This is a genomic window from Clostridium sp. (assembly GCF_047718555.1).
Taxonomy (GTDB): Bacteria; Bacillota; Clostridia; order Clostridiales; family Clostridiaceae; genus Clostridium_I.
Genome location: NZ_JBDNRK010000022.1, coordinates 33707 through 54462, shown reverse-complemented (window position 1 = coordinate 54462; position 20756 = coordinate 33707). Strand labels below are relative to the sequence as shown.

The following is a 20756-nucleotide window of genomic DNA, read 5'->3' as shown; positions in this document are numbered from 1 at the left end:
TTAGGAGGTTTACTATGACAATTGGAATAATTGGAGCAATGGATGAAGAAGTGGAATTACTTTTAAAAAAGATAAAGCTTAAGAGAAAAGAAAATAAAGCATCTATGGAATTTAATTTTGGCGAACTGTATCAGAAAGATTTAGTAATAGTAAGATGTGGCATTGGAAAGGTTAATGCTGCTGTATGCAGTCAAATACTAATTGATGATTTTAATGTAGATGCTGTAATAAATGTTGGAATAGCTGGAGGAATAGGAAAAGATATTTTCCCAGGAGATATAGTTATTGCAGAAAATCTAGTGCAATATGATATGGATACTTCTGCTTTTGGTGATAAGATAGGTCAAATACCTAGACTTGATACCTATGATTTTAAATGTGATAGTAAGCTTATTGAGCTGGCTAAAAAGGCTTGTGAAAGCTTTGAAAAAAACTTTTTTACAGGAAGAATAGCTACAGGAGATCAATTTGTGGCAGATATAGAAAAAATTAAATGGTTAAATGAGGATTTTGGTGCAGTTGCCTGTGAAATGGAAGGCGGAAGTATTGCACAAGTTTGCTATTTAAATAAGGTACCTTTTGTAGTGATAAGGTCTATATCAGATAATGCAAATAATGGTGCACATATGGATTTTGAAAAATTTACACCTATAGCAGTGAAAAATTCTACATATATACTAGAAAATATGATAAAAATAATGTAATAAAATGTTTTTCATTTGGCAGAATAACTTATAGGAGAACTTAAAAACCTATTGATTTTGAGTTTTCTTAATATCAGGCATCTTTAAGAAAATATTGCAAGATATTTAATCTGTTACTTATTTTGAGATGACTTAAAGGGAGTTGTTATTATGCAAATGGAGGAACTTCAGCATTTTAGAAAAAAGCTTATAAATGAAAGGGAAAAGGTTAATGATCTTTTGGAGTTAATGGTTAAAAATGAGACTATAGATTCAAAAAGTGAAATCTCTTCTGAATTGTCCTATTATGATAATCATCCATCGGATATAGCAACTGAAATTCAGGATATAGAAAAGGGTATGGCTTTTAGAGAAAATGAAAAATCTATAATCAGAAGAATAGATGATGCACTGACAAGAATTGAAGATGGAAGCTATGGAAGATGTAAATCCTGTGGCAAAGTCATAGATACGGGGAGACTTGAATTTATGCCCTATGCAGAAAATTGTGTAAAATGCGAAAGCAAAATTAATAGTTTAAAACAAAGGGAAATACATGATAGACCTGTGGAAGAGAAGGTTATAGGGCATCCTTTTGGAAAAGGCCATGGGCATAAATTTCATAGTTCAGAATTTGATTTAGAAGACAGCTATGAAAGTGTGGAAGTATTTAATAAAATGGAAAACATAGTGGAATTTTATGATTACGAAGATCAGCAAGGATACGTGGAAGCTATAGAAAAAATAAGTAATAATCAGTATAAAAGTCAACTACCAGATTAATAAGTTTATAAGTATGATTCATTGATGGCGGGAATAATTCCCGCCTAATTTAGGCAGTTAAGGAGAGAAATAACTAGTAAATGTATGGAAAGCTGTTATTTTTTTATATGCCTTATTAGAGTAGAGATAAGGTGGGATAAATGTGGAGATAATTATAATTATAATAGTAAATATAATTGATAGATTAAGTAAGATCTGGGCATTAAAAACTCTAAAAGACAACAATGATGTAGTTATCATTAAAAATATATTTAGCTTGTCTTATTTAGAAAACAGGGGTGCCGCCTGGGGTATATTCCAGGGAAAAACTAATTTTTTATTAGTAATAACTGTAGCTGTAGTTATAGGAATAATATATTTTATATTTAAATACAAACCTAAAAATAAGCTTATGAGAATAAGTTTAAGTTTTATAATTGGCGGTGCTCTTGGCAATATGTATGACAGATTGGTGAATAAATACGTAGTGGATTTTATATATTTTCACTACAAGGATGTTTACAGTTTTCCAACTTTTAATGTAGCTGATATGTCTGTGGTAGTAGGAACTATACTGCTTGCATTATGTCTATTTAAGGATGATAATAATGGAATACTTTAATTTTAAAGTAGAAGAGGATGAAGAGAATACAAGATTAGATGTATTTGTTAGTACAAAGTTTCAAGACAAGTCAAGAAGTTATATACAGGGGATAATTGAAGAGGGCGGCGTTCAGGTAAATAGCAAATGCAAAAAGAGCAATTACAAATTGAAAATTAATGATGAGGTATGTATTAACATTCCTGAAAATAAAGAACTAGACGTAGCAGCAGAAAATATAGAGCTTGATATATTGTATGAAGATAGTGATGTGATAGTTATAAATAAGCCTCAGGGGATGGTAGTACACCCAGCGCCAGGTAATTATACAGGTACTTTGGTTAATGCTTTATTATATCATTGTAAGGACTTATCGGGAATAAATGGAGTAAACAGACCAGGAATAGTTCATAGAATAGATAAGGACACCTCAGGGGTATTGGTGGTGGCTAAAAATGATAGAGCTCATAAATTTTTAGCAGAACAATTAAAAGAACATACAATGACAAGAATATATTTAGCATTAGTAGAAGGATTAATAAAAGTTGATGAAGGTACTGTGGATTTACCTCTTGGCAGGCATCCGGTGGAACGAATTAAAATCAGTGTAGTGAAGGATGGGAGAAATGCAGTTACCCATTATAAAGTTATAGAAAGATTTAAAAATAATACATTAATTCAGTGCAGGTTAGAAACCGGAAGAACTCATCAAATTAGAGTACATATGGCACATATTGGTCATCCTCTTGTGGGAGATGCTGTCTATGGATATAAAAAACAAAGATTTAATCTAAAAGGACAAATGCTTCATGCAAAGGAATTAGGATTTATTCATCCTTCTAATGGAAAATATATGGAATTTGAAAGTGCTTTACCTATTTATTTTACTAGAATTATAGATATTTTAAAAAATGAATTGAAATAAAAAATATTGTATGATATTATGTCTTTATTCTCAATCAATGAATAGCCTTTAAATGTACCCGAGAGGTCATAAGGATATTATTAGTTCCATTTAATTGATAATTTTCCTTAACCGTTTTTTGGTTAAGGTTTTTTAATTTTAACAGTAGAATTCATAAATTACAGATATGAGTATAATATTTCTATATTTGTTTATAAAAATATTTTATTGATAATCCAAAGGGGAGAATAATGTATGAAGCTTAAGGCCGTATTATTAGATGAAAAAGCTATTAAGAGAACTTTAACTAGAATTTCTCATGAAATTATTGAAAAAAATAAAGGTACCGCAGATATGATTTTAATTGGTATAAAGAGAAGAGGAGTTCCCTTAGCAGAAAGAATTGCAGAGATTATAGAAGGAATAGAGGGTAACGCTATACCTGTAGCTAGTGTGGATATAACTTTATACAGAGATGACCTTAAGAATGATAATAAAACTGTGGTTAATACAGAGGAATTAAAATTAGACATAAAAAATAAAAAGATTATATTGGTAGATGATGTACTTCATACAGGAAGAACTGCTAGGGCAGCCATAGATGCTATTATAGATTGTGGAAGACCTAAGATGATTCAGCTTGCTGCATTAATAGACAGGGGACATAGGGAATTACCAATAAGAGCGGATTATGTAGGAAAGAATGTTCCAACCTCTAATAGCGAAGTTATAGCAGTTAGAGTTTCAGAATTAGATGGTAAAGATTCTGTAGGCATATACGAACTGTAAATTTAAGTGGAATTGAAACATTATTATATATTATCTGCACAAATGCAAAATTAAATGAACATATTGGATTTTTTTAGATAGCAAAAATGGATAAAATGAAAAAGAATTTGTAATAATAAGGACACTATGAAAATAATCCCAATTCATAGTGTCCTTATTATTTTATTATCAACAACTTACTTGTGTTGATCAAGTTTTTTAGGCATAATATTGATAGTTTTATTTGTCAGATATATAACCATACCAGGTTTAGCACCTGAAGGCTTTTTTACATTTTTAACCTCTGTATAGTCTACAGCTACATTATTAGAATGCTTTGCTTTACTGTAATAAGCGGCAAGTCCAGCAGCTTCCTCTAGAGTTTTATCAGATATAGGACCATAATTTTTAATAATTACATGAGAACCAGGTATATTTTTAGTGTGCATCCAAATATCTCTCTTATCTGCAAATTTTAATGTAAGATAGTCATTTTGAAAATTATTTTTTCCAACATAAATGTCTATACCATCACTGGATACAAAATGATAAGGTTTTGAAGCCTTTGGCGATTTCTTGTTATTTTTTTTATTGAATTTTATATATCCTGTTTCAATAAGTTCTTTTTTTATTTCTTCAATTTCATTATAGTCCTCACAGTTTTTAATATTAGTAAATACAGATTGAAGATATTCAATTTCCTTAGAATTTGCTTCTAATTGTATTTTTGCCATTTTTTCTGTGGTTTTAAGCTTATTGTATTTTTTAAAGTAAATTTGAATATTTTCGGAGGGACTTTTATTTTCATTTAATTTTATAGTTATGTTTTCAAGTGCCTCACTGTAATAATTTTGCAAAGTTATATTTTTATCTCCCTTTTTTATAGCATATATGTTAGCAGTAAGTAATTCTCCATATAATTTATATTTGTCCTTACTTTCACATTCTATTAATTTCTGATTTAGTATTTCATCCTTTTTTAGACATCTATCTAAATTGGTGTTAACAATTCTTTGAAGGTCTATACTGTGGTTATTTAGTCTATCAGCTCTATCCTTTTCAAAATAAAAGTTTTCTAATAATTCCGATGAAGAGAAGTATTCTGTCTCATCCATAGCATTTAAATTGGTTAACTTTACACAGGAAAATTCTTTTATAATATCGTTTTGAGAATAAGTATTATAGGAAAATTTACAGTTCTTTAGATCTGTAAAAAAATTATTTATGCATTCATAAGCTTTATTAGAGGTAATATTGTCTAGTTCTATATTTGAGTGAAATCTAAACATAATCTCTCTTGAAAGAGGCTTGCTTACGCCAATAAAGACTTTAGAACACATATTTTCGTCAATAGAAATATTATTATTAGATAGATAAGCTAAAAAGTCCTCCTTTGAGAAATTAAAGGGATTCAGTCTTTCACTTTTAGGAGGATATATATACTCAATTCCAGGATAAAGGGATCTAAATCTGTTTATCTCAGGAGTGATATGTTTTATACTGTCCATGATAATATTGTCTCTTGCCCTTACTAAAGTTATATTACTGTGCCTGCCCATTATTTCTACAATTAAGGAATATATGCTATTAAAACCTAAATCATCAACGCTTTCAAAGTCAAAAATTAGTATTCTATCTGTTGATATCTGTCTTATATCAACTATTCTTGCATTCAAAAGATATTTTCTAAGTACCATACAAAACATAGGGGGAGTAAGAGGGTTTTGTTTACTGTTTTTAGTAATATGTATTTTAGGGTAGCTGGAGCTAGCACTTATTAAAAGTCTATAATTTTTATTATCAATTCCTCTTATAAGAAAATTTAATTCATCCTTTTCTGGTTGATTTATTTTGCTTATTCTACTGCCAATAAACTTGTTCTTAAGTTCGCATAGAATGCTATATATGTATATTCCATCTAGTGCCATTAAAATCATTCCTTCCATGTAAGGCATATTCGAATAAATAATCAATAAGTATACCAGTCTATCTTGTATCATACTGCATTAACAGAATGCTGTAATATATCACTATCATTATACAAAATATACGTCCTATTTTGTACTTGCTATTTATTCTCACATGTCTAGATATAGTAAAATTCTTTATTTCAGTAAAATATTATAAAAAATTGTATACATTAAGCATAAAATTTATTATTATTATTTTGTGAAAAAGAAAATTAATTATTAGTTTAAGATTAATTTAATTAATCTTAACCTTTTTAGTATAGCATTAATGTTGAGCATATTCAAATAAAACAAAGTGTTCTTTTTGCTGATGTTTAGTAATGTAAATTAAATAAAATAAATATAATGTGAGGGAGTGATATTTTAATTTGTAAAGATAAAGAATGAAGATAATATGATCTTATATTAATTATTTTTGAAGGAGCAACTGAGGTTACATGAAAATTTTAAAAAAATCTATAATGTTTGTTTTTATTGCAATTTTTATGTTGGAATTTACTGCTTGTGATGGCGGGAATAAAAAAGGTAATACAGAGAGAAGTGGTAATACAGAAGAGAGTATAAAATTTAGTGAAATAATGGCGCTATCTAAAGAAGAAACAGGAGAAAAAATTTATAGTATAAATGATAAAGCTCTTAAAGAAGCAGGAGTTATAAATAATATTTCAAATATTATTTATAATACAAATGATAACGTGACAATGTATACTAATATTATTTCTCAGGGAACTAATATTACAAAAAATTATATTAGTATTGTTTTCAAAGGAAAGAAAGATAATATGAAAGATGAGTACTCATATGCGGATTTACGTTTGTCACCTGATGGTAAAAGAGTTGCTCTTAGAAGTTTTTCACAGGATTCTCCTTTTGCTGCTGAGGGTTTAAGTGTTTACAGTACTTCTACAGGGAAGAAAATTGATTTCGATAAGGATGTAATAGTATCTGGAGACTTATATAGATGGGACTCTGAAAATAATTTATTATATTATGGAGTTCAATCAGGAGAAAAGGATTATGGTAAAATTTATAGCTATGATTTTCAAAACTCTACAAGAAAGATAGTATTTGATAAATTTAATGGATACTGTACTTTTTTTGCTCCGACAGTTAATGGAAGTTTTATTTATATAGAGAACAATATAGATACAAATAATATGTATTATTATGACAGTAACCTTAATAAGTCAATATTAATTGGCAATACTATAGATAAAATTGAAGATTATGTTATAGATAGTAAAAACGATATAGTTTATTTTATTGGAAAAGAGAATAATAAGAATGGCAGTTCTGTGTATAAATTGACTTTAGGCGATAAATCTTTAAAAAGAATAACCTATGATTTCCCTAAATTAGTGGATGAAACTGGAGGAATGGCAATAGATAATTCAGGAAAACTCTATTTCTGCGGATTAGATACTAATGGTAATAATATATACATGTACTTAAGTGATAATAATTCAGTTAATCTAATAACAAACAAAATTGGAGCATATCATATAATTCAAAATTTAAGATGAAAAATTAGCGAGAAGAGCAGAAGTTGTTTTTTCTTGCTAATTTTATTTTTTTAGTCTGACAAATTCAGTACTGTGTACTTTTGTGATAGAATAGATCTATGAAAACAGCCATGATGAGGGCATTATATTTATATGGGAGAAATAAAATGTTTTTAATGATTGATAACTATGATTCTTTTACCTACAATTTGGTAAGATATCTTGAAAATTTAAAGGAATATACACAAATCTATAGAAATGATAAAATTACTATAGATGATATAATAAATATAAAACCACAGGGTATAATAATATCTCCTGGACCAAAGAGACCGGAGGATTCAGGCATATGTGTTGAAATAATAAAAAAATTCAGTGGGAAAATACCTATTTTAGGTATATGTCTTGGTCACCAGACTATTGCCTATGCCTTTGGAGGGAAAACAATAAAGGGTGAAAAACCTATGCACGGAAAGATATCTGAAATATATCATAATGGAAAAGGTGTTTTTAAAAATATAAAAAATCCAGTAAAAGTTACCAGATATCATTCTCTTGTGGTAAGTAAAGAAAATCTTCCCACTTGTTTAAATATAACTGCTGAAACTAGAGATGGAGTAATAATGGGGATTAGACATAAAGAATTTTTAGTAGAGGGAGTCCAATTCCATCCTGAAGCAGAGCTCACTGAAGATGGATATAAAATGTTGCAAAATTTTCTACAGGAAGCTAAAAATTATATAGTATAAGAGGGAATTATGAATTTTTTAATGGAAGAAATAAACACCAATTTAGATGCTTTTGATATATATTCACTGTTTAAGGAAGATAAGACAGTGACTTTTCTGGATAGTGGTATAGACCATAATAATCTAGGAAGATACTCTTTTATAGGAATAAATGTCTTTAGCAGTTTCAAATACGAAGATAATAAATGTTTTATAGATGGTAAAGTGGAAGATACTCACGAGCCATTTGAAGTTGTAAAAAGGATAATGAAAAATTATAAAATAAATAATAATACTGGACTTCCCTATATAGGAGGGGCTATGGGGTATTTTTCTTATGATTTAGGAAGAAGCTTTGAAAAGATGCCAGAAATAGCAGTAAACAACATGAAAATACCAGAGGTCTATTTGTATTTTTATGATAATACTATAATCAAGGATAATTTGGAAAATAAAATCTATATAACTGCTTTGGGTATATTAAAAGATTCAAAAGAAAGCATTAAGTACATAAAGGAAAGAATAAGAAATGGAAATAAAATTATATGTACATATTTAGAAGGAAAAGAAAATAAATTTGAAGCTAATTTTACAAAGGAAGATTATTTAGTTTCCATAGATAAATTAAGAGAGTACATAAAAAATGGAGATGTGTATATAGCAAATTTAACTCAAAGCTTTTCTTGTGAAACAAATAAAGATCCCTATGAGGTATATAAAGAATTACGATATATAAATCCTGCTCCCTTTGCGTCTTTTTTAAATATAGAAGATTTTAGTGTAATATCCTCTTCACCAGAAAGATTTTTAAAAATTAAAGATAAAATAGTAGAAACTAGACCTATTAAAGGCACAAGACCTAGAGGAAGAAATGCCAGTGAGGATTTTGAAAATGCAAAGGCACTTCTAGAAAGTGAAAAGGATAAGTCTGAATTACTTATGATTGTAGATCTTGAGAGAAATGATTTAAGCAAAGTGTGCAAGGCTGATTCTGTAAAGGTTACAGAATTATTTAAATTAGAGAAATACAGCACTGTATTTCATCTTGTATCTACTATAACTGGTGTATTGAAGGATGAATTTACAGCCTTAGATTGTCTTAAGGCTTGTTTCCCCGGTGGATCTATTACAGGAGCACCGAAGATAAGAGCTATGGAAATTATAGAGGAGTTAGAGCCTACAAGAAGAAATTTATATACAGGATGTATTGGATATTTAGGGTTTGATGGAAATATGGATCTAAATATAGCTATAAGAACTATAGTTATGAAAGATAAAAAAGCCTATTTTGGAGTAGGTGGAGGAATCACTTGGGAATCAATAAGAGAAGATGAATATCAGGAAACTTTAGATAAAGCAAAGGCTCTTATGAGATGCTTATCTAATTAATATGAATATACGTTGTTTATCTCCTGACTATGGAGGACAGGAGAATCCTGCACATTAAGCTAAAGTTATTTCTATAAAAGATCAATCTATGAAAATTGGTAATAGGGAAAGAAGGAGTTTTATGGTTATAAATAATGAATTAAAGGAAAATAAAATATACATAGACAATGGCTTTTATTTTGGAGAAGGTCTTTTTGAAACTATGTTGATTTACAATAATAGAATTCTATTTTTAAAGGAGCATATAGACAGAATAAATGAAGGATTAAAAACTATTGGAATAGATAAAAAAATAGAAGAAAAAGAAGTAATAAATGCACTGAAAGAATCAAAATTTAAGGATGGAGTTTTAAAATTAGTTGTCAGTGAAAAAAACAATATTTTTACATGGAGAAAAAATAATTATACAGAAGATATGTATAATAAAGGATTTAAATTAAAAGTAAGCAACCTTAGAAGAAATAAGGACTCTGTTATTACTTATTTGAAATCCTTAAACTATCTTGATAACATATTAGAACATAGAAAATGTAAAGAAGAAGGTTATGATGAAGTTTTGTTTTTAAATTCAGACAATGAAATTGCAGAGGGAAGTGTATCCAATATATTTTTTATAAAAAATAATAATATATATACACCTGATGTAAATTGCGGACTGCTTAATGGAACTATAAGAAAGTATATATTAAAAAATTATTCTGTAGTAGAAGGCAAATTTAGTAAGAATGAATTGCTAAAATCCGATGAAATATTTTTAACTAATAGTGTTATGGGAATTATGCCAGTTTCTAAATTTGAAAACAGGACTTTTAAAGAAAAAGAGGTCTATAATATTATAAATGATTACAAGTCTTATATTGGTCACGCAAAGTAAATTTACTCTGTGTGCCTTTTTTATCTTTATTGCAGTAAAATAATAATTCTATTGACAAAACATTAAATCCTCTCTATAATCTATTCACCTTAAGGAAACCTTGATAATAATTAGCTAATTAGTTAATCAGATTGGAGTATAGATTATGAAACTAAAAACACTATATGCTACCTTTGTCAGAAATTTTATTGTTCAACTCAGAGCATATCCAAAAGAATTTTTTATAGGCAATCTTTTAACGGGAATTTATACGTCAATTTCTGCGTTTTTTATGTATAATTTACTTTTTAAAGGCGGCATGAACTCTTCTTTTAGGAGTTATGCTGGAACTGGAGATTATGTAAGTTATGTAATAGTAGGTACGGCAGTCTATTTATATGTGGTTAGGACATGCTTAAATGTAAGTAGAAGTCTAATGACAGAACTTAGGGAAGGAACCTTAGAAAGCCTAATGGTTACACCTTTTAATAGAATCCAGTATTTTATTGGAAATATGCTTCAGCAAACTATTACCACCAGTGTTGAAATAAGCATAGCTGTAATAATAAGTACAGTGTTTGGATTAAAGTTTTTAAATTTTAATCTTCTTTCCTTTGTAGTGGTAGCTATGATTAGTTTATTTTCCTTTTTCTCTGTTTCTATGATACTTGCATCCATAATGCTTTATTTTAGAGATACATACATTTCTCAGAATACTCTCTTTTTAGCATTGTTTTTATTATGCGGCATAAGCTTTCCCATGGAATACCTGCCTAAAGGTGTTCAGGTAATATCTAAGTTTATACCAATAACTGATTCGGTTACCTTGATAAGATGCTCCACCTTATTGGGACTTGGTATAAGGGAACAGTTAGGTAAAATTATCTATGTGTTTATATTAAGTTCAGTATATTGTATTGTAGGATTTAAATTAATAAAGAGAATTGAATATATTGCACTTGAAAAAATCCATTCCTAGGAGGTATCAGTATAATGATTAAAGTAGAAAATCTAAGGAAAGTATATGAAATAAAGCGTAGAAAAGGTTTTTTAAAATCAGAGAAAATATATTTAGAGGCTGTTAAAGATATTAATATGGAAATAGAAAAAGGCAAGATAATAGGTCTACTTGGTATAAATGGGGCAGGTAAAACTACTACTATTAAGATGTTATCTACCTTATTATTACCAACCTCAGGTAAGATAACTATAGATGATATAGATGTAGTAAAAAAACCTTTAGAGGTTAAAAAGATAATAAACATGGTAGCTGGCGGAGAAAGAATGATATATTGGCGACTCACAGGAAAAGAAAATCTTTGGTATTATGGACAGATTTATGGTATTGAGGATAGGCTTCTTTCAGAAAAAATTGATGAATTGCTTGACTTAGTAGGGATCACTGAAAAGAAGGATACTCCTGTAGAAAATTATTCAAAAGGTATGAAGCAAAGACTTCAAATTGCCAGAGGTCTTATAAATAATCCTAATTATATATTTATGGATGAACCTACCCTTGGATTAGATGCTGTAATTGCAAAGGAGCTGAGAGCGCATATTAAAAGAATTGCTCATGAAGAAGCCAAAGGAATTCTTTTAACCTCCCATTATATGGATGAGATTGAGGAACTTTGTGATTATATTTACATTTTAAATAAAGGAGAAATTATTGAAAAAGGAACGACAAAAGAGTTAGCTATGCTTGGATTAAAAAGCAGAACTTTAAATTTAAAAATTAATACTATAGATTCAGATATACATAATAGAATATATAATTTATGTTTCGCTTTTTATCTGGCCAATGCTTGGATTTATAGCTTCTTATTTTAGCTTTAAACCTTTTAATTTAAACAGCAGTACTATAGGATATTTAAATGAAAAAAATCTATTGATATTTATACTTTTGGGATATATATGCATGAGTTTTTTTAGATCACTTGTGCAATCAGCATGGAATTTTTCCTTTGAAAGGATGTATGGAACTTTAGAATTTATATATCTGTCACCAGCAAATAGATTTGGAATAATTTTGGGAAATGCACTTTCTTCACTATTTGAAAGTGTATGGGTTATGGCAGTATTTTCATTAATAGTGTTTTTAACAAAGCGGCAATATTTTAATATTAATTTTTTAGCTGCTTGTATAGTCTTTGTAATTATGATAATTTTAGCTATAATGTGGGGAATGTTTTTAAATTCTATGTTTCTATTTTCAAGGGATTCAGCATTTCTATTTACAATATTAGAAGAGCCCATGGAAATATTTTCAGGAGTCAAAGTGCCTACTATGGTATTTCCCTTTTGGGCCAAGCTCCTAAGCTTCATATTTCCATTAACTTATGCTTTGGATGCCATAAGAAAAGTATTTCTAAATGGTGAAAGCTTATATGAAGTTAGAGGGTTCATTGGAATAAGTGTATTTATAATTATATTATTATTTGTAATTATAGAGACTTGCCTAATTCAAGGGGAGAAGCACGCTAAAATAACGGGTAATATGACTTTGTTTTAGAATATGTTACAATTTAGCAAATGGCTAGCAATTTATACTATATTCTCCTAAAGAGAGTGTGAATATAGTATAAATTTTGTCTTGTTTGTTTTTCTAAATTGGTATAAGTATAATTTGGCTAACCTTAGTATGAATATAAATATAGTTAGATAAAATTGGTTAGTAAAATAGTTTACACGGAGGAAATATGAAAATTAATTGTGTGAAAGAAAAAAATTGGAATATCGAATTTGTTTATTCACCACTTTTTGAGATGTTGTGCAGCCTCCATGTACTTTTTAAGCCAGAACATCATTTGGAAAGAGTATCTTGGGCAGAAGAAATAAAAAATCAATTGCCAGATAAATTGTATGAAGATCTAATGGAATACGAAGAAAAAACCTGCGAATGGTGTGCTATCATGGACTTTTGCAACATCTATGAACAATGCAATGAGTTCAATATTATGGCTTCTATAAATTTTTTGGAGGATTTAGATATAAAAGCCTTTAATAGCATATTCTCAAAATATAATGATTATAGGCAGGATACTTTTAATGATATTTCAAGAAAGCAAATGTTAAGAAGTATGAAAGAATATTATATAAATTATTTTGAAAAGGAGCTTAGATTTATTGAACCCTTATTAATACGTTCTTTGAAAAGAAATGCAGAAATGTGTCTAAAGAAAGGAATACTTTATTATATAAATGAATTGCACAGCAGGATTGAAGTTACAGATAAAGCCTTTATATTTCATAAATATAAATTATTTACAGTATGTTTTGATGCTCTAAAAACAGTAATCATAAGGATAAGCAGCTTTATTAATCCTCATTTATTAATGGATTTTGATGATCATATGGTTCAATTTACTGCCTTTGCACATTTACAGGAGGAAGTAGTTAATGTACCTATGGATTTGATTAAGTTAATGAAGGCTTTATCAGATAAGACAAGATTAAAGATAGTGAGAAAACTCTATGGAACCAAGCATTCAACACAGAGTTTAGCAAAAGAATTAAAATTGACAGAAGCGTGCATTTCAAAACATTTAAAGATTTTATACGAAGCTGAAATTCTACATAAAGAGAGAAATGGTAATTATATTTATTATTATTTAGATACATTTTTTATAGATAGAATACCTTTATCTATATATGAATATTTAGATTGATAATTTAAATATATATGCTGAAATAAATTATATTCATCATTTATTTCATTTAAATAGCTGATATCTAAATGTTATTTGTTAAATGAACAATTCTAATGCAACATGTATAAGAAAATTAAGCTTTATTAATTTAGTGATGGACTACTTAAGGAATTGAGTTTTAATTAAGTATGAATATTAAAAATAGTGCAGCAAACAATAGTTATAACAATAAAGTATGACTTTAATGGAAAGCCATACTTTATTATATATAGACTTATAGAGCAGCTTTAAAGATATTAAGAACATCTTTATCATCTATTGGCTTTAAACTTCCTATTTTACCCTTTCTTACAGCCTGCTTTGCCATTTCTTCAAGTTTGTCTTCTCCGATGCCAACTTCACTTAGTCTTGATGGAATTCCAAGTAAATCAAAATATTCTCTAGTTTTATTGATAGAAGTATTTGCTATATCGTATTTATCTTTATTTGGATCGATATCCCAAACGTTTATGCCAAATTCTACAAATTTATCTACAGTACTGTCATCTAGAATATATTTCATCCAGTAAGGAGTTAAAATTGCAAGGCCAACGCCGTGAGTAATATCATAATAGGCGCTGAGTTCATGTTCCATAGGATGTACACACCAATTTTTGTGCTTGCCATAGCTTAATAGCCCATTTATAGCAAGGCTGGAAGCCCACATTAGATTTGCTCGTGCTTCATAGTTTTCAGGTTCATCAATTGCCTTTTTCCCATAATTTATGCAGGTTTTAAGAAGTGCTTCAGCCATCCTGTCTTGCAAAAATGCACCTTTAGTATTGCTGAAATATGCTTCGAAAATATGGCTCATAATATCAGCTGTTCCGGCTGCTGTCTGATTAGCAGGTACAGTAAAGGTATAGGTAGGATCTAATATTGAAAATTTAGGAACCATGTCCTCATGTCCGGTTCCTAATTTTTCGTTAGTATCCATGTTTGTAATAACTGCAAAGATATCCATTTCGGAACCCGTTGCAGCTAAGGTCAATACGCTTGCAATAGGAAGTACTTTAGAAATCTTACTTGGATTTTTAACAATGTCCCAGGTATCTCCTTCATAATAATATCCAGCAGCTACAACCTTGGCGCAGTCAATAGAACTGCCTCCACCCACTGCTAGTACAATGTCTATTTTATTTTCTCTGCAAATTTCAACACCTTTTCTTACAGTTGTTATTCTTGGATTTGGCTCAACACCGGAAAGTTCCCAGAAATCAATAGAATTTTCCTTCAATTTATTCACTATATCATTATAGAGACCATTTCTTTTTATACTACCGCCACCATATACAAGAAGTATTTTTGAACCGTATTTTTGTATTTGGTTAGGCAAAGCACTTATTTCACCTTTACCAAAAAAAATTTTAGTTGGAATAGAATAATTAAAATTTAACATTAAAACACCTCTAGTCTTTTAGTTTTAGAATTTGATTTTTTTAGTCCATATATAAATTTTACTATTGTAATATATGTAAAACAAGAGTTTATTTTCATTAACAGTGATCTGTAATTTAACTTAAGCTTTAAAAGAAATTCACATAAGAGTATATAATAAAATTTATTTGTCAAAAAAATTTTATTTTCATTGATTAGGAAAATAAAATATGGTAAATAATAGAAGAAAATATGAAGTTTAAAGGAGAAGATAATTATAGAAAATAAGTTTAAAAAATCAACAGAAATTTATAATGGCTCAGATGAATTTATAGATTTGGATAATTTTCAGATATCCACTGATCCAATAAAATTTATAAATAAATCCATAGCTTGTAAGCACTGTGTTTTCCCATATAAAGAAAATGAGAGCGAATTATTTGTAGCAATGGAAAATCCATTAGATTCAGCAGCGTTAAATGATTTAAGATTCATTACACAAAAGAATATAGTCCCTTTTAAAGCTAGTAAAGATCAGATACTTTACTATATAAAGCTTTTCTATGAAATGAAAGATAGTAAAAAAGCTATAAGAGAAATGGAAAAAGATATTGAAGTTAAAAGTTTAAATGACAATATTGATGATAGTGAAGTAAGTGATTCACCTTCTGTAAGATTGATAGATTCAATTATTACTCAAGCTATTGCCAGAAAAGCCAGTGACATACATATTGAACCATTTAAAAATTATTTATATATAAGAATAAGAGTGGATGGCAGGTTACAGGAATTGATGAAGTTGCCGAAGGCTGCTTATAAAAGTATCAGCATAAGGATAAAAATTATGGCTAAAATGAATATAACTCTCAGAATGATACCTCAAGATGGTAAAATAGACTATATTAAAGATGAGTCAGGCTATGATTTCAGGGTATCTTCCATTCCAACTATATATGGAGAAAAATTTGTTATAAGAGTTCTCTACAAAACCATAAAAAATATTTCCTTGAATGAATTGGCTTACAGCAGTTCTTCTATTATAAGGGATATTATATCCAAGCCTAATGGAATAATTTTATTATGTGGACCTACAGGAAGCGGCAAATCCAGTACAGTTTATTCTATTCTAAAAGAATTAAACAAAGAAGAAAAAAACATAGTAACTATTGAAGATCCCGTTGAATTTACCATTGACAATATAAATCAAATAAATGTAAATAAAGCAGCAGGACTTACTTTCCCATCGGGACTTAGAAGCTTGCTTCGTCAGGACCCTGATATTATATCTGTAGGTGAAATACGTGATGAGGAAACCGCTAAAGTTGCCGTTAGAGCAGCAATAACAGGTCATTTAGTAATAAGTACTCTGCATACAAAGGATGCACCAGGTACTGTGCTGAGACTTATGGATATGGGAGTTCAGCGCTACTTGTTGGCAGATGCATTAATAGCAGTTATTGCACAGCGTTTAGTAAGGAAAATATGTCCACATTGCAAGGAAAAATATGTGCCTGATGCTGTAGAAAGAGAAATATGCAATTTAAAAGAAAAACAATATTTATTTAAAGGTAAAGGGTGCCCAAAATGCAACGATACAGGTTACCTGGGAAGAATTGCAATATTTGAAATAATGAAAATAGACAATGAAATGAAGAAATTTATATATGAAGGTGTAAGTACGGAAAAATTAAGAGAATATAGTATGAGAATAGGAATGAAAACCTTAAGACAAAATTGCATGACTTTAATTAAAAATGGAATTACTACTATCCATGAGTACAGGAATACCATATATAGCAATGAGGAGTATTCTAATGAAGTTATTTAAGTTTAGAGCAATTAATAATAGCGGAAAAAGTTTTAAGGGATTAAATTATTATAAAAATGAAGATGATTTATCCTTTCAATTACGAGAACAGGGTTATTACCTTCTTCAGTGCAAAAGCATTCATAAATCAACGTATTTAAAGCATTTTTCAAAAATAAATCTTAAAGACATCTCTGTTTTTTCAAGACAATTATCCTCTATGTTGTCAGCTGGTTTTAACATATCAGAAGCATTAAATATTTTTTCAGAAGAAACCTATAGTAGAGCACTTAAAAAAAATATAAAAGATATAAAAGAAGATTTGGAGAAGGGAAATAGTTTTTACGATAGTATATCTAAATATAAAAACAGTTATCCAAACTTTTATATGGAGATGATAAATCTAGGTGAACAATCTGGAAATTTGGATACCATATTAAAAAGTATGTCTAAATATTATCTTAAAGAATTTAAAATTAAAAGAAGTTTTAAATCTGCAATGGTGTATCCAATAATATTACTAATTACATCTGTGACAATATTTTTTTATTTGGAAATTAACGTTATTCCAATGTTTAGGGATACATTTAAGAGTCTTGGACAGGACCTTCCTATATATTCAATGATGCTTATGAATTTTAGTAAATTTTTAATTGAAAATAGGGTAGGCATTATATTTATAATAATATTTTTCATATTTCTAATATATAAAGCACTCAATATTGAAAAGGTAAAGATATATTTTGATAAGGTGAAAATATCAATACCTATATTGGGAAATTTCTATAAAAAAATTCTGGGTTCCAGATTTACTAGATGTTTTGGAATATTACAACAAAGTGGGATTAATTTAATAAATTCTATAGATATAATAAGCAGGGTTGTAGATAATGCATATGTGGAAAAAGAACTAAAAAAAGCAATGGTAGATATACGAAAGGGAAATAGTATTGCAGAAACTATGGATAAATTAAATGTATTTCCTAAGTTTACTATTTCTATGATGGCATTAGGAGAACAGGCTGGAAATTTAGAGGATATGATGCTGCTTGCAGCAGATATTTACGATGATGATATAGAAGATATTTTAGGAAAGATTATAAGCAGTATAGAACCGGCTATGATAATAATATTATCTTTTATAGTTGGTATAGTTGTAATTTCAGTAATGCTGCCAATGCTAAAAATAATGCAGGCAGTTTAAGAATCTGAAAATAAATATAGAATACTGATTAGCTATTTATCTTTTCCTGACTGAAAGGTTCAGACCTCCACCTCTAAGCGAAGCGAAGGTGGGATTTTTCAATCAGGTGGGGTAGACTCCCCACATGATTTACCGATGTTTCAGCTTGCTGAAACGAGTTCACTTGCATGTCTTTAGGAGGAATGATTAGAATTAACAGTATAAAAAGAGGTTTTACCCTCATAGAAGTAATTGTAGTTATAGCTATCATAGCTATTTTAAGTGGAGTTTTAATTCCCAAATATGCAACCTATATAAAAAAAGCAAATTCTACAAAGGCAGAACAAATTTCCAGAATGATTTTTGTATCGGCTATGAGAGTATATACGGACAGTGGGAGATTTACAAAGGAAGAGGTTACCTCTGCAATAGATGAGGATATTAATATTAATAATTTCAATATTAATGTCAAAAATCCATCTCCTGATGGCAATATCATAACTACAGATTTTAATGCTGGTGATGACAAATATACAGTGACTATAAAAGGTGATAATAGTACCTTTACTTTAAATAAATAACAAGTAAGAATGTCAGTCTATTTTTCATCCTACTGCGTCAACAGAACTATATAAAAATTCAATATTAAGAGAGAATTGAAATATGTATGATAAAAATTTGATATTTAAAGGTTTTACTTTAATTGAGATATTAGTTGTAATGGCGATTATATCTATAATTACAAGCATTATGCTTATAGAGGTTAAAAATTATAAAGCTTTAAAAAATGATATAGAAGTTAAGCGGTTTAACTCTGAGATGATTTCTTTTATTAATAATATCAGAGTGCAATGCATACTTAATGAGTCCTTTGCAGAGTTTTCCTTTCAAAAGGGCAGTGATGAAGTCAAGGTTTACGAAGGACCTAATATAAGAGATAGATTAAAATTGCCTTCAAGTTTCACAATAAAAGAAAATAATGTTATAACGTCAGATAAATTAATTTATATTGACAGTAGAGGTATGATAACTACACCTTGCAGTTTAAAGTATTTAGATAGAAAGGGTAAAGAACATACTATTACAATAGGGGTTGGTACAGCTTATGCAGAAATTAAAGAGTAGTAAAGCAGGTTTTACAATTATTGAAGTCATGTGCGCTCTTTCTATATTTACATTAATGTTTGTAACTGGAGTTTCCATAAGACTTTCTACAGTTAAAATGAAAGCTTATAATGACCAAATGGAAAAATATACGGGATATATAAATCAGGTAAGAAGTGAAATCTTATCAAATACCTCCGATGAGGAAATAAAATCAATGTTAAGCTTAGGTGAAGTATATATAGAAGAGGGGAAGCTTGAAAGTGAAGCTATTAATCAGAATAAAATATCAGAAATTGCTACCACAACAGTACCGCAGAAAAAACAATATATGAAAATTTCATTTTATAACGGAAATTTAATAACTGTTAATTTGAATTTGTATATGAATATACTTGGAAAAGAAGAAAGTATAAGCTGTAAATTTTACAAATCTATTGAAAAGAAATAATCAGTGAAAGTGGTTAAAATCTTTGATGAAGAAAATTAAGTATTACTAAAGTTTTGGTGGCTTAAATTCCTAAATTTAAGTCTGAGTTAAGAAGGAGAGGATAGAAATCAAAAAAGGATTTACGCTAATAGAACTTATAGTTGCCATGGCAATTGCCTCAATGATGCTGTCTTTTCAGTGTATTATTTTTGTAAAACACTTAAGCACATATAATAGAGATATTAAGATTATTAGAGATAGAGCCTATTGTAACCAAAGTTTTATTATAATTGAAAATTTAATTTATGATGGAATGAAAGAAGTAAATGTAGAAAATAATGATATAAAAATTGTTTGCAGTAATGGTGAAAATAAAAAGATACGTTTTGCAAGTACTACAAAAAAAATTCTTGTAGATTATTATGATAAATATGGAAATACTATTAAAGCATCTAATGTAGTAGCTACTAACATAAATAAAATTGAAGCAAGAAAAAAAGATAATGTACTTTATTTATCAATAACAAATAAAGAAGGAGAAACTATTAACAGATGTTTTGGTGTAAAAAAAGTTTATTAAAAAAGGGTTTTGTAATGATTTACACTCTCATCATAGGGTTAATTATTATACTTATTACCAGCTATGCTTTTATGCTGGAAGCAAGAAAAAAAGCTTATATACTAGATATTAAAAAGAATATAACTGAGAAACCATATAGCAGAGAAACAACCGAGTATCTATTTTTAGAAATGAATAATTACATCTTAAGCAGTATCAGTAGTGTAAATAGAACAGAGTTGTATAAATTATTTTCCACAAACACTGACAAGAATAAAGTTGGAAATGATAACTATTTTATTTATTATGATATACCAACAGATAAATTTATTGTAATACAAGATTATAGGCAAAAGCAAATTAAAAAAGATATATATGATTATAATTTCATTGATGGAAAAATAAAGTATATTTATTTTTATTCAAAGTATGATTAATTAGTAGTAA

Annotated in this window: 22 protein-coding genes; 20 read left to right on the top strand and 2 right to left on the bottom strand. The window is 28.6% G+C overall.

The window, feature by feature from the left end; genetic code table 11:
- Positions 1-14: 14 nt before the first annotated feature.
- The 5 genes from ABF633_RS10695 to pyrR all read left to right on the top strand — a co-directional run bounded on the left by ABF633_RS10695 (position 15) and on the right by pyrR (position 3739).
- A complete protein-coding gene (locus ABF633_RS10695) occupies positions 15-704 on the top strand; it encodes a 5'-methylthioadenosine/adenosylhomocysteine nucleosidase (protein WP_415523695.1) in 690 nt (229 codons plus the stop codon).
- 150 nt (positions 705-854) lie between these two features.
- Complete coding sequence (locus ABF633_RS10690; RefSeq protein ID WP_415523694.1) at positions 855-1466, top strand: TraR/DksA C4-type zinc finger protein; 612 nt, start codon at positions 855-857, stop codon at positions 1464-1466.
- 142 nt (positions 1467-1608) lie between these two features.
- On the top strand, positions 1609-2067 hold the full coding sequence (gene lspA, locus ABF633_RS10685; RefSeq protein ID WP_415523693.1) for a signal peptidase II: 459 nt from the start codon (positions 1609-1611) through the stop codon (positions 2065-2067).
- Positions 2054-2971, top strand: a complete 918-nt coding sequence (locus tag ABF633_RS10680) for an RluA family pseudouridine synthase (RefSeq protein ID WP_415523692.1) — start codon at positions 2054-2056, stop codon at positions 2969-2971. The genes lspA and ABF633_RS10680 overlap by 14 nt, the downstream gene beginning before the upstream one ends.
- Positions 2972-3205: 234 nt before the next feature.
- A complete protein-coding gene (gene pyrR / locus ABF633_RS10675; protein ID WP_415523691.1) occupies positions 3206-3739 on the top strand; it encodes a bifunctional pyr operon transcriptional regulator/uracil phosphoribosyltransferase PyrR in 534 nt (177 codons plus the stop codon).
- 176 nt (positions 3740-3915) lie between these two features.
- Here the strand turns inward: pyrR and ABF633_RS10670 are convergent, their stop codons facing one another.
- Positions 3916-5646: an Rqc2 family fibronectin-binding protein gene (locus ABF633_RS10670; RefSeq protein ID WP_415523708.1), complete on the bottom strand. Its 1731-nt coding sequence runs from the start codon at positions 5644-5646 to the stop codon at positions 3916-3918.
- Between the two features lie 479 nt (positions 5647-6125).
- Between ABF633_RS10670 and ABF633_RS10665 the strand changes: the two genes are divergently transcribed.
- The 8 genes from ABF633_RS10665 to ABF633_RS10630 all read left to right on the top strand — a co-directional run bounded on the left by ABF633_RS10665 (position 6126) and on the right by ABF633_RS10630 (position 13828).
- The gene (locus ABF633_RS10665; RefSeq protein ID WP_415523690.1) at positions 6126-7211 is read left to right on the top strand and encodes a hypothetical protein; all 1086 of its coding nucleotides are present in this window, start codon (positions 6126-6128) and stop codon (positions 7209-7211) included.
- Between the two features lie 146 nt (positions 7212-7357).
- A complete protein-coding gene (locus ABF633_RS10660) occupies positions 7358-7939 on the top strand; it encodes an anthranilate synthase component II (protein WP_415523688.1) in 582 nt (193 codons plus the stop codon).
- Between the two features lie 9 nt (positions 7940-7948).
- The gene (pabB, locus tag ABF633_RS10655) at positions 7949-9307 is read left to right on the top strand and encodes an aminodeoxychorismate synthase component I (RefSeq protein ID WP_415523687.1); all 1359 of its coding nucleotides are present in this window, start codon (positions 7949-7951) and stop codon (positions 9305-9307) included.
- 88 nt (positions 9308-9395) lie between these two features.
- Positions 9396-10181 carry an aminotransferase class IV gene (locus tag ABF633_RS10650; RefSeq protein ID WP_415523686.1) on the top strand — a complete coding sequence of 262 codons (786 nt, stop codon included), beginning with the start codon at positions 9396-9398 and terminating at the stop codon, positions 10179-10181.
- A gap of 145 nt (positions 10182-10326) precedes the next feature.
- Complete coding sequence (locus ABF633_RS10645) at positions 10327-11139, top strand: ABC transporter permease (RefSeq protein ID WP_415523685.1); 813 nt, start codon at positions 10327-10329, stop codon at positions 11137-11139.
- A gap of 14 nt (positions 11140-11153) precedes the next feature.
- On the top strand, positions 11154-11990 hold the full coding sequence (locus tag ABF633_RS10640; RefSeq protein WP_415523683.1) for an ABC transporter ATP-binding protein: 837 nt from the start codon (positions 11154-11156) through the stop codon (positions 11988-11990).
- Positions 11962-12672 (top strand): ABC transporter permease, encoded by a 711-nt coding sequence (locus tag ABF633_RS10635; protein WP_415523682.1) that lies wholly within the window; start codon positions 11962-11964, stop codon positions 12670-12672. Before ABF633_RS10640 ends, ABF633_RS10635 begins: the two co-directional genes overlap by 29 nt.
- Positions 12673-12859: 187 nt before the next feature.
- Positions 12860-13828: a metalloregulator ArsR/SmtB family transcription factor gene (locus ABF633_RS10630; protein ID WP_415523681.1), complete on the top strand. Its 969-nt coding sequence runs from the start codon at positions 12860-12862 to the stop codon at positions 13826-13828.
- A gap of 256 nt (positions 13829-14084) precedes the next feature.
- Here ABF633_RS10630 and ABF633_RS10625 read toward each other — a convergent pair whose 3' ends face one another.
- Entirely contained in the window at positions 14085-15248 is a 1164-nt protein-coding gene (locus tag ABF633_RS10625; protein ID WP_415523680.1) for an iron-containing alcohol dehydrogenase, read from the bottom strand.
- 315 nt (positions 15249-15563) lie between these two features.
- On the opposite strand from ABF633_RS10625, the gene ABF633_RS10620 reads away from it, so the two are divergent.
- The 7 genes from ABF633_RS10620 to ABF633_RS10590 all read left to right on the top strand — a co-directional run bounded on the left by ABF633_RS10620 (position 15564) and on the right by ABF633_RS10590 (position 20746).
- Complete coding sequence (locus tag ABF633_RS10620) at positions 15564-17054, top strand: GspE/PulE family protein (RefSeq protein ID WP_415523679.1); 1491 nt, start codon at positions 15564-15566, stop codon at positions 17052-17054.
- A complete protein-coding gene (locus ABF633_RS10615) occupies positions 17041-18237 on the top strand; it encodes a type II secretion system F family protein (protein WP_415523678.1) in 1197 nt (398 codons plus the stop codon). The genes ABF633_RS10620 and ABF633_RS10615 overlap by 14 nt, the downstream gene beginning before the upstream one ends.
- 182 nt (positions 18238-18419) lie before the next feature.
- Positions 18420-18797, top strand: a complete 378-nt coding sequence (locus tag ABF633_RS10610; protein WP_415523677.1) for a prepilin-type N-terminal cleavage/methylation domain-containing protein — start codon at positions 18420-18422, stop codon at positions 18795-18797.
- 82 nt (positions 18798-18879) lie between these two features.
- Positions 18880-19341 carry a prepilin-type N-terminal cleavage/methylation domain-containing protein gene (locus tag ABF633_RS10605; RefSeq protein WP_415523676.1) on the top strand — a complete coding sequence of 154 codons (462 nt, stop codon included), beginning with the start codon at positions 18880-18882 and terminating at the stop codon, positions 19339-19341.
- Positions 19322-19771, top strand: a complete 450-nt coding sequence (locus ABF633_RS10600; protein ID WP_415523675.1) for a type II secretion system protein J — start codon at positions 19322-19324, stop codon at positions 19769-19771. The genes ABF633_RS10605 and ABF633_RS10600 overlap by 20 nt, the downstream gene beginning before the upstream one ends.
- 100 nt (positions 19772-19871) lie before the next feature.
- Complete coding sequence (locus ABF633_RS10595; RefSeq protein ID WP_415523707.1) at positions 19872-20330, top strand: type II secretion system protein; 459 nt, start codon at positions 19872-19874, stop codon at positions 20328-20330.
- On the top strand, positions 20303-20746 hold the full coding sequence (locus ABF633_RS10590; RefSeq protein WP_415523674.1) for a hypothetical protein: 444 nt from the start codon (positions 20303-20305) through the stop codon (positions 20744-20746). The genes ABF633_RS10595 and ABF633_RS10590 overlap by 28 nt, the downstream gene beginning before the upstream one ends.
- Positions 20747-20756: the final 10 nt, after the last annotated feature.

Coding starts and splice junctions, on each gene's coding strand:
- ABF633_RS10695 (WP_415523695.1), top strand. CDS start 15: ATGACAATTGGAATAATTGGAGCAATGGATGAAGAAGTGGAATTACTT.
- ABF633_RS10690 (WP_415523694.1), top strand. CDS start 855: ATGCAAATGGAGGAACTTCAGCATTTTAGAAAAAAGCTTATAAATGAA.
- ABF633_RS10680 (WP_415523692.1), top strand. CDS start 2,054: ATGGAATACTTTAATTTTAAAGTAGAAGAGGATGAAGAGAATACAAGA.
- pyrR (WP_415523691.1), top strand. CDS start 3,206: ATGAAGCTTAAGGCCGTATTATTAGATGAAAAAGCTATTAAGAGAACT.
- ABF633_RS10670 (WP_415523708.1), bottom strand. CDS start 5,646: ATGGCACTAGATGGAATATACATATATAGCATTCTATGCGAACTTAAG.
- ABF633_RS10665 (WP_415523690.1), top strand. CDS start 6,126: ATGAAAATTTTAAAAAAATCTATAATGTTTGTTTTTATTGCAATTTTT.
- ABF633_RS10660 (WP_415523688.1), top strand. CDS start 7,358: ATGTTTTTAATGATTGATAACTATGATTCTTTTACCTACAATTTGGTA.
- pabB (WP_415523687.1), top strand. CDS start 7,949: ATGAATTTTTTAATGGAAGAAATAAACACCAATTTAGATGCTTTTGAT.
- ABF633_RS10650 (WP_415523686.1), top strand. CDS start 9,396: ATGAAAATTGGTAATAGGGAAAGAAGGAGTTTTATGGTTATAAATAAT.
- ABF633_RS10645 (WP_415523685.1), top strand. CDS start 10,327: ATGAAACTAAAAACACTATATGCTACCTTTGTCAGAAATTTTATTGTT.
- ABF633_RS10640 (WP_415523683.1), top strand. CDS start 11,154: ATGATTAAAGTAGAAAATCTAAGGAAAGTATATGAAATAAAGCGTAGA.
- ABF633_RS10635 (WP_415523682.1), top strand. CDS start 11,962: ATGCTTGGATTTATAGCTTCTTATTTTAGCTTTAAACCTTTTAATTTA.
- ABF633_RS10630 (WP_415523681.1), top strand. CDS start 12,860: ATGAAAATTAATTGTGTGAAAGAAAAAAATTGGAATATCGAATTTGTT.
- ABF633_RS10625 (WP_415523680.1), bottom strand. CDS start 15,248: ATGTTAAATTTTAATTATTCTATTCCAACTAAAATTTTTTTTGGTAAA.
- ABF633_RS10615 (WP_415523678.1), top strand. CDS start 17,041: ATGAAGTTATTTAAGTTTAGAGCAATTAATAATAGCGGAAAAAGTTTT.
- ABF633_RS10610 (WP_415523677.1), top strand. CDS start 18,420: ATGATTAGAATTAACAGTATAAAAAGAGGTTTTACCCTCATAGAAGTA.
- ABF633_RS10605 (WP_415523676.1), top strand. CDS start 18,880: ATGTATGATAAAAATTTGATATTTAAAGGTTTTACTTTAATTGAGATA.
- ABF633_RS10600 (WP_415523675.1), top strand. CDS start 19,322: ATGCAGAAATTAAAGAGTAGTAAAGCAGGTTTTACAATTATTGAAGTC.
- ABF633_RS10590 (WP_415523674.1), top strand. CDS start 20,303: ATGTTTTGGTGTAAAAAAAGTTTATTAAAAAAGGGTTTTGTAATGATT.